This window comes from Nostoc sp. UIC 10890 (assembly GCF_054786515.1).
In genome coordinates this window covers 1-1,170 of sequence record NZ_JBSGKF010000174.1, presented here as the reverse complement: position 1 = coordinate 1,170, position 1,170 = coordinate 1, and the positions used below count along the sequence as shown (strand labels likewise).

Annotated in this window: 1 protein-coding gene; it reads left to right on the top strand. The window is 44.2% G+C overall.

Annotated features, from left to right (window positions below):
- Nucleotides 1-21: 21 nt before the first annotated feature.
- On the top strand, nt 22-1,170 hold a 1,149-nt coding region (locus ACWATR_RS40225), incomplete at its 3' end, for a condensation domain-containing protein (protein WP_460346037.1).

Sequence of the window (1,170 nt, the reverse complement as noted above, 5' to 3'; positions counted from 1 at the left end):
GCGCCTAAAGGTGCGGACTCAATGATGACGCGGCAAGAAGGACTAGAGGTTTTTAAACGGGCTTTATCTATAAGTAAATTTACACAGATAGTCACATCAACAGTAGACTTGGAAGCTAGCATCAAAAGATGGATTCAACTTGAATTTAGTCAAGATTCTCAACTTGTACCCAAAACTAGTTCCGCTTCATCTTATTTAAGACCAAATCTAGATAACGCATATATTGCCCCTCAAAGTGAAGTTGAGCAAGCGATCGCCAATATCTGGCAAGAACTCCTTGGTATTGGGCAAGTAGGCATTCACGATAGCTTTTTTGAGTTAGGTGGCGACTCTGTACTTGGCATTCAAGTCAGTGCCAGAGCGGCTAAAGTCGGTTTGCGGTTAACTCCTCAGCAATTATTTGAACATCAAACGATCGCTAAATTAGCAGAGGTGGTAAGCACAACCCAAGTAGTTCAGGCTGAACAAGGTTTAGTAACTGGTTCACTACCCCTGACACCGATTCAGCACAGGTTCTTTGAACGGAATATATCAGAACCACACCACTGGAACCAATCAATTTTGTTAGAGGCCGCAGATGTGATCGAGCCAGCGATGTTAAAACAAGCGTGGCAGCAATTACTATTACATCACGATGCCCTTCGCTTGCGGTTCAAATTCTCAGAATGTGGTTGGCAAGCAGTGAACGCTAGCCTAGAAGAAGTACCATTTACACATATAGATTTATCGGCATTGGCATCAGATGCTCAACAACTGGCATTGGAGACAACGACTGCTCAACTACAAGCTAGCCTGAACCTGTCAACAGGGCCGATTGTGCGGATGGCGCTTTTTAACTTGGGTGCAAATAAATCAAACCGCTTGTTCATTGCTAGCCATCACTTGGGAGTAGATCCCGGTTCTTGGCGAATCTTATTAGAGGATCTGCAAACGGCTTATCAACAAATCCGTCAAGGTAAAGCGATTGATCTGCTACCAAAGACAACCTCTTACAAACAATGGGCTTTACGGTTAGAGGAATACGCCCACTCCGCAAATTTACAGAAAGCTCAAAATTATTGGTTGAGCGATCGCCACAAGCAAGTTTCTCCTCTGCCTGTAGACTACTCCGGGAGTATCAACGATGTCGCATCAGAACAAGTTGTGACAGTAACGCTGAGTAACCAAGAT